This is a genomic window from Pedobacter sp. (assembly GCF_045628745.1).
In the GTDB taxonomy this organism is placed as follows: domain Bacteria; phylum Bacteroidota; class Bacteroidia; order Sphingobacteriales; family Sphingobacteriaceae; genus Pedobacter.
Genome location: NZ_JAZQPU010000215.1, coordinates 1 through 6,664 on the forward strand (window position 1 = coordinate 1; position 6,664 = coordinate 6,664).

Sequence of the window (6,664 nt, forward strand, 5' to 3'; positions counted from 1 at the left end):
CTGTTTGGTAAACCCGTTTTTTTGAAAAATAAAGTCAGCATCGCAGTAAATATTTCCTTTGTTTATTTCCGCTTTAAATTCGGCTAAGGCCGATATTATTGCTTGATTATATTGTTTTACAAACTTCATTTTTTGAAGATCTCTTTCACTTGGCTGAGGCTTTCCATTTACCCCTTCAGTTTGCAATTTGGCATTACGTTCATTATAAGAAAGTGCAATGGAAGCGTACCGGTTGAATGCCAGGCGTTTTTTCTCATGATCCCTATGCGCTTCCCAAGTTTGCCATGAGTTGTCCTCTGGCTTCAATTCCCTCATGTAAATTCTGATCGCCTGATCAGCCAATTGCTCATTATTGCTGAATTTTTCAGGATTTTGCTGAATAAACAGCAACATTTTATTTTTTATTTCTCTATTTAAAACTGGCCTGTTATCAATTTTAAGGGGCTTTTTTATAACCTGAACCTCTTTTGCGTTTTCAGTTAATCTCTTGCCTATATCGCTCCATTTATAGCCTACTGCAGAACCTTTAACAGCGATATCCTTGCTCCGGAAACTTACCCCCGATATCCCGGTTTTATTCTCGGAATATTTTATCTCGATTCCTTTCACTTTAAGCGCCTGCAGTAATTGTTCAGGCGTTCGTATCTCCTTTTTAGACAGCACAGCTTGTAGTTCCTTCCGGATTTCGGCTTTAACGTCCTTAATTTTAGGGTTTTTTTCATTTTTAAGGACTTTTTCTTTCTCTACCTTTACAAACTTATACCCCTTTTCACTGCTCGGATCATACTGCCACTGCCGACCAGGTGTAAGAAGTAACCCTTGTTCTTTTTCAATTTTATCGCAGATAACATTTAAACGAACTTTCAAATGGGAGTCGCTGAGCAGGCTCCCATCCATGCCAACCCTACTGGCCACAATATGAAAATGTTGATGTGCAGCATCCTTATGCTCGACCACAACATATTGATGATCCGATTTAGTGATTCCAACTTCTTCAAGGAGGGTATTTATAGCTTTTTCGGCCTGAATTGCAGTTAATCGCTCAGCTGGATCAAAGCTCAATGCCAAATGCAGAACATTATTTTTGCAGTTAGGCCGGTCTTCCTGGAACATGGCCATTTGATTGGACATGTCCTTGATATCGCCAAAAAGATTATTGGTCTGAATAACCTGGGCTTTTTGTTCTTCCGGCAGCTTCTTATCCTTTTGCTCAATAGCATAGGTTAGTACTGACGCAGAATTTCCCGACACACTACATATTTTTGCTATAGCCATCTCGAACTGCTCTAAGTATTTTGTCTAATTCGTGCGCAACATCAGGAATGGGAGTTCCGGTTTGGTGCATGTGCTTTACCAACTGGTTAAAGTTGTTGCACAGGTTTTGGAAATCTCGTTTGTCGGTGGAAACGGTTGAATTGGATAATTCCAATTTCCCTGTTGATGCTTCATTTTTATAGTAAAGCTTTCGGGTATAAGCCGAAAAATTTGAACCGCTTTTCTCGACTATGCTTTCAATAAAGTCCTTTTCGGCTTTATTGAACCGGACCTCTTTCTTGTATAACCTTTGTTCTTCTTGTTTCTTCATTTTGGCGGTGGGTTTTCCCTAAAAAGTAGCGAAGCGTTAAGCTTTTTAGCAAGTTGGTGAAGGCATGGATTAAGGTGTAACCAAAAATACCATGACAAAACCACAACTTGCACTTTTTTAACGCACCATAAAAGTAAACGGAAAAAATGAGAAAATGAAATTTTCGAATTTTGTTGAGGGAAAGGGGTAAATAAATAAAATCAGAAGATTTTATTTATGGTAAGGGGAGTAGAATTTGACATTAAAGATTATACTTCAAATTCTACTTTTTACCTTCTTTACTTGGAAAAGAAAAGGGCTTATCTTCAACCAGGACAATAGCATCCCTGGATGCCCAAAACAAATCAGAAGATGGAGACATATAACCAATATCCGAACCGTTGCGTACTAGTGCTGTTTTTATATAGGTGCTTTCATATTCAGTAAATCTGAACTGCTGCATCCATCCTAATTTATGTAAAACCTCTTTTTTCATGGCCTTTTTAAAATAATCCTAAAAATTTCTTTCTTTTTGCTGGTTCCGGTTCAGGAGCTGCCGGAGCTTGGGGAGTAATCACTGGCCGAGCTTCGACAAGCATAAGTAAACTGCGCTCCAATAATTCAATCTGTTTATCTTTTGCAGCAAACAATTCATCTTTATGTCTTAATTCTTGCTCTAATAAAGCGATTTTAAAGTGCAGATTATCAGATTCTTGTGACATGTCATCTTTAGTGACATTGTCTACCCTCTGGATAGCCTTATTTTTGCCATTAGGGACATGGACAAGTGGGTAATTTTGTTGTAAAAAATCAATTTTTAAAAGTAATCGGCCTTTTCCATCACGTTGTATATATTCATTGTTTTTAGGGTCATTACAAAGCCTTCTTATTTGCCTTTCACTTTTTCCAGTGGTCTCAGATGCTTGTTTAAGCGTTAAATAGTTGTCCATTTTATTAAAATTCATTTTGACACCAGACGTTGACATACAAAGTGACATGTCATAGTAACGCCGACTAGTAAATATACAAACTTTGACATGTCATGCCTCACATAATCCGCTTAAAGTCGCTTTTAATTCCCTTTAAGTAAGATTACAATGGGGGAAGAAAAAAGCAAATTATTTATCTCCATAATGGCCGTGTGCTGCTAATACCCATACGCTGATTTCCTCATCATTTACAGTATAGATAAGCCGGTGTTTTTGACTTATTCGTCGAGACCACTCGCCCTTATTAGCATATTTCAACGGTTCGGGCTTTCCTGTTCCTGAATAGGGGTGCGCTTGTAATTCCTCCAGGAGTTTATCCAGTTTTTTAAATGAATTTTTGTCAGACTTCTTTAGTTTTTTGATATCCTCTACCGCCTGAGAGTGAAAACTAATTTTGTAGATCCTCATAAGGAATCTAAAAATGATTTTAGGTCTTCGGGTGTTTTTACTGTTACAGGGTTGCCTTCCGATGTTTCATTAAGGCGATTCTTAAGCTGTTCAATGTTCCTTTTGTCCGCCCAGTATAAATCACCGCTTGAACTGATATCAAAAGGATTACAACGATATTTTTCAGGGATGGCTAAAAACTCTTTTATCCAAGCTTCACTGAAAAATTGGGAATCGGGCTCATTCGTAACAATGAAATTGACAAATTTCTTACCTCTTTTTACGGCTACCCGCTCTTTCTCGGCAAGCTCAAAATAGGTTTTGGTCTCATTTCTAAATTCCCTGGTTGATATTATTTTCATGATCACATAATTAGTACACAAATGTGTACACAAATATAGGAACAACTTTTGAATTAATAGCAATTCAACTTCAAAGGTTTAATTCACTCTTATCCGTAACCATAGACCTTTACAAAGAATTAAAAGATAAATATAGGCTGGACTATCGTTTAGAATAAACAACGGCTTAAATCGCTTTAAAATGCGTTAAGTGAAATCAACTAAATCCTTAGTTGCCGCCCCCCCCCCGGCGACACTCTTTTTTTTCTTCCCCCGCTTTTTGATTTTCTTGATTTCGTTCCACAATTGATGATTCATTTTTTTGATCCTTTCCAGTTCATAAAGGCTAAAAAGCAGGGGCCATCAAAAATTGAAAGATTGTTTCAATTCAATATTGTTGAATTGACCCCCGCGCGCGCGTGCGAGGAAAACAGCCTTTAATAAACAATAAAGGCTGTTTTTTAAATTTAAATAGGACAAATTGCATGTCTAAAAGGGACAAATTGCATGTTTAAAGGGACGAATTGCATGTTAAAGAAAGGTCTAAAAGGGACAAATTGCATGTTTAAAGGGACAAATTGCATGTTAAAGCGACAAATTGCATTATAAAAGGGACAATATAAATTTTTAATGTCCTTTTTTAATATATTTGCTTGTAAACCTCTAACCATGAAGCTAAAAAGGCAATATAACCGACAACCAAACATCATAACGAAGAGTAGTTCTGAAATGACCCTGATTGAGAAAAGGATCATGTATTTGGTAATTAATCGACTGGATGTTGGTTTTGATGTACAACCAGATTTATTCAAGAACATGGAGTTTAAAATTAGCTTCGAACAGGTACAAGAAACAAATTACAAAAGGGTTGTTGAAGCAGTCAAGAAGCTACAAACAAGAGTATTAACTTTAGTTGATGATGATAAGGCTGAGGAGTATGAGGCCATCATTCCTTTCCCAAAGGTAAAAGCTAAGGGTGGAGTGATCACGCTTACCATGCTTGCTGATGTTGTCCCGTATTTCTTGGAATTAAAAAAGGGATTTACAAAATATGAGCTAGCTGCTGCATTAGCTTTAACCAGTATTTATGCGCAGAAGCTTTACGAATTGCTAAGCCGCTGGAAAGACAAAAAAGAATGGGATGTTCCCTTAATACAACTCCAAAAGTTATTGAAGGCAGAAAACTATAATTACAAAGATTTTAGAGTTCGATGCTTGGATAAAGGGATTCAAGAAATTAATAATAAAACAGATCTTTTTGTAGCTTATGAAGCAGGAAAAACAGGAAAATCGGTGACTGATATCTTATTTACAATCTCCTCAAGAAAAGGCGAGAAAGAAGAAGCAGAACAAGTGGTTCAGGAGGAACTAAAAATCATCAGTGATATGTCACCGGCACAAGTACATCTCTATACTCAAAAACTGCTTAATGATTACTCCTTTACCCAAAAACAGCAAGAAGCTATTATGTCAAGTACGGACTTATTTAATCGGTTTATAGAACTTGAAAGCAAAATTGCCAACGGGCTTATAGAGGTTAAAAAAACGCCTACAGCATTAATGGCGCATGTTTTATTCAAGAGAAAATAACTCATAATGTGTTATTTCGATTGTACTTACCCTTGCGTAGCCTATTTTCATGTGATAAATTATTATCAAAAACTCATTATTAAAATGAGAAAAAACGCTTTGATTAATGGAATGAGTTTATGATAATCGGCAAAAAAGAAAAAGATGGATTAGGCCTAATGGGGAATGATTAGATATATTGAAAACACTTCACCACTATTATCAAAAAACGAGGGAATTTTGGTAATCTGATAGGTTATTTATACAACAGTTTTTGAGACCAGCTGTCAAGGATTGCCTTACCTTATTTACTCTACGTGAAACTTTGAAATACCTTTCTGTATAAAGAACTAAATGATTTAAGTCGGAGATTTGCTGCAATTAGCTTGTTAGATGCCTGATTAAGCGCAACTTGTTTGCGAATTGACTTTACCCGATTGTATCTTAATTTCTGATTTTAAGTTTAATTGAGGATTTTACGGCCTGAAAGTTATAAAGACTATCCTTTACTATAAACATATGTGTAGAACCACTACTTAATACTAATGTGTCGCCTTGAAGTTTAGATGCTCCTGAAATGAATTGTGTTGACGAACCTGGATCAGTCCTATATGACATGCTAAATTCATTATACTCATTAGATTTATTTATCACGAATACAGTGTCATTCTTTGTGAACTCCCAAGAATCATACATATTGTCAATAGTTTTGTGAATTCCATAACCAAAAAGATTGTACATTATGATTGAAGATAAGATGGAGTTTACTAGAAAGATCGAGCTGTATTTCTTTTTGAACAAGAACAATATTCCAGCAATAATTAAATTTAACAGAAATACAAACGGTACAACAATATAAATTTCAATCGCGGAATCGGGTGAAGGTTCGTCGTTGACCACCCAGATCCAAATGACTGTGAAGTCGACTAGAACCAGGGCAATTAAGACTAGAAACGTCTTTGAACGCAAAAACCTCATATGTTAATAATGACTAAGATTTTCTAATATATAACTTTAAGTCCACTTAATACCTCAGTCCGATGCAGCGGTGATTCCAGTGAGAAATTTGATCCAGCTTTTGCAACCAGAAAAGCCGGGTGTCAAGTTATTCAATCACTAACATCCCTGGCTGATTTGGCACGGTCACCTAACAAAAAATAACCTCATCTTGGATTATTCAAAAAATAGTGAGAGATTATCAAAAAACCGTCGTTTTTTGGAGCTAATATTAGCATTGCTTAATACCAGCTAAAAGAAAAATATCACCTGGACATTCCTCTTCTTTTGGTTCTGACCTCATTTGTCTCTGGCTTGTTTATAGCTATTTCCTTGTTTTTTTCCTTTTTCTCCCACTCAGCCATTTGTACGCTGAATTTCGTTGTCCGGAGAAAAGACATTTCGTTTAGCCGGATATCAGGGTTAAATTCAGGCTTTCTGGCTTGTGCCTGCATTTGCGCCAACTTTCTGTTTTTGACTTCTATCTCTTTGGACTTACCGGTTAATCTTTCCCAGGTGGTTGGCTGCTGAGGCTTTTCCTGCATTAATTTGTTATATGCCTGTATTTGTTTCTGATGCTCGTCATAACGCCTTAAAACCTCTGCCTGTGGCTTTACAATTTCGCTTTTATTAGTAGGACTTCTAAGATTGTCTACTTTATAAAAGTACTGCTCCCCCTGTTTGGTAAACCCGTTTTTTTGAAAAATAAAGTCAGCATCGCAGTAAATATTTCCTTTGTTTATTTCCGCTTTAAATTCGGCTAAGGCCGATATTATTGCTTGATTATATTGTTTTACAAACTTCATTTTTTGAAGATC

At 36.4% G+C, this 6,664-nt stretch carries 8 protein-coding genes; 1 reads left to right on the forward strand and 7 read right to left on the reverse strand.

Annotated elements, in window-relative coordinates:
• From ACR2F7_RS08150 to ACR2F7_RS08175, 6 genes are all read right to left on the reverse strand, one after another.
• Window positions 1-1,275 (reverse strand): relaxase/mobilization nuclease domain-containing protein (locus tag ACR2F7_RS08150; RefSeq protein WP_432713087.1); only part of this gene is annotated, 1,275 nt, incomplete at its 3' end.
• On the reverse strand, window positions 1,253-1,585 hold the full coding sequence (locus tag ACR2F7_RS08155) for a hypothetical protein (protein ID WP_432713088.1): 333 nt from the start codon (window positions 1,583-1,585) through the stop codon (window positions 1,253-1,255). The genes ACR2F7_RS08155 and ACR2F7_RS08150, both read right to left, overlap by 23 nt.
• A gap of 262 nt (window positions 1,586-1,847) precedes the next feature.
• On the reverse strand, window positions 1,848-2,060 hold the full coding sequence (locus tag ACR2F7_RS08160; RefSeq protein WP_432713089.1) for a hypothetical protein: 213 nt from the start codon (window positions 2,058-2,060) through the stop codon (window positions 1,848-1,850).
• 7 nt (window positions 2,061-2,067) lie between these two features.
• Window positions 2,068-2,514 (reverse strand): hypothetical protein, encoded by a 447-nt coding sequence (locus ACR2F7_RS08165; RefSeq protein ID WP_432713090.1) that lies wholly within the window; start codon window positions 2,512-2,514, stop codon window positions 2,068-2,070.
• A 168-nt stretch (window positions 2,515-2,682) separates the two neighbouring features.
• Entirely contained in the window at window positions 2,683-2,961 is a 279-nt protein-coding gene (locus tag ACR2F7_RS08170; RefSeq protein WP_432713091.1) for a Txe/YoeB family addiction module toxin, read from the reverse strand.
• Complete coding sequence (locus ACR2F7_RS08175) at window positions 2,958-3,302, reverse strand: hypothetical protein (RefSeq protein WP_432713092.1); 345 nt, start codon at window positions 3,300-3,302, stop codon at window positions 2,958-2,960. Before ACR2F7_RS08175 ends, ACR2F7_RS08170 begins: the two co-directional genes overlap by 4 nt.
• Before the next feature lie 648 nt (window positions 3,303-3,950).
• Here ACR2F7_RS08175 and ACR2F7_RS08180 point away from each other — a divergent pair.
• Window positions 3,951-4,871 carry a replication initiation protein gene (locus tag ACR2F7_RS08180; RefSeq protein WP_432713093.1) on the forward strand — a complete coding sequence of 307 codons (921 nt, stop codon included), beginning with the start codon at window positions 3,951-3,953 and terminating at the stop codon, window positions 4,869-4,871.
• A gap of 1,241 nt (window positions 4,872-6,112) precedes the next feature.
• Here ACR2F7_RS08180 and ACR2F7_RS08185 read toward each other — a convergent pair.
• Window positions 6,113-6,664: hypothetical protein (locus ACR2F7_RS08185; RefSeq protein WP_432713094.1), on the reverse strand; the 552-nt coding region annotated here is incomplete at its 5' end.

What these genes read in the sequence shown, in the direction of transcription:
- ACR2F7_RS08155 (WP_432713088.1), bottom strand. Translation starts at nt 1,585, where the DNA reads ATGAAGAAACAAGAAGAACAAAGGTTATACAAGAAAGAGGTCCGGTTC.
- ACR2F7_RS08160 (WP_432713089.1), bottom strand. Translation starts at nt 2,060, where the DNA reads ATGAAAAAAGAGGTTTTACATAAATTAGGATGGATGCAGCAGTTCAGA.
- ACR2F7_RS08165 (WP_432713090.1), bottom strand. Translation starts at nt 2,514, where the DNA reads ATGGACAACTATTTAACGCTTAAACAAGCATCTGAGACCACTGGAAAA.
- ACR2F7_RS08170 (WP_432713091.1), bottom strand. Translation starts at nt 2,961, where the DNA reads ATGAGGATCTACAAAATTAGTTTTCACTCTCAGGCGGTAGAGGATATC.
- ACR2F7_RS08175 (WP_432713092.1), bottom strand. Translation starts at nt 3,302, where the DNA reads ATGAAAATAATATCAACCAGGGAATTTAGAAATGAGACCAAAACCTAT.
- ACR2F7_RS08180 (WP_432713093.1), top strand. Translation starts at nt 3,951, where the DNA reads ATGAAGCTAAAAAGGCAATATAACCGACAACCAAACATCATAACGAAG.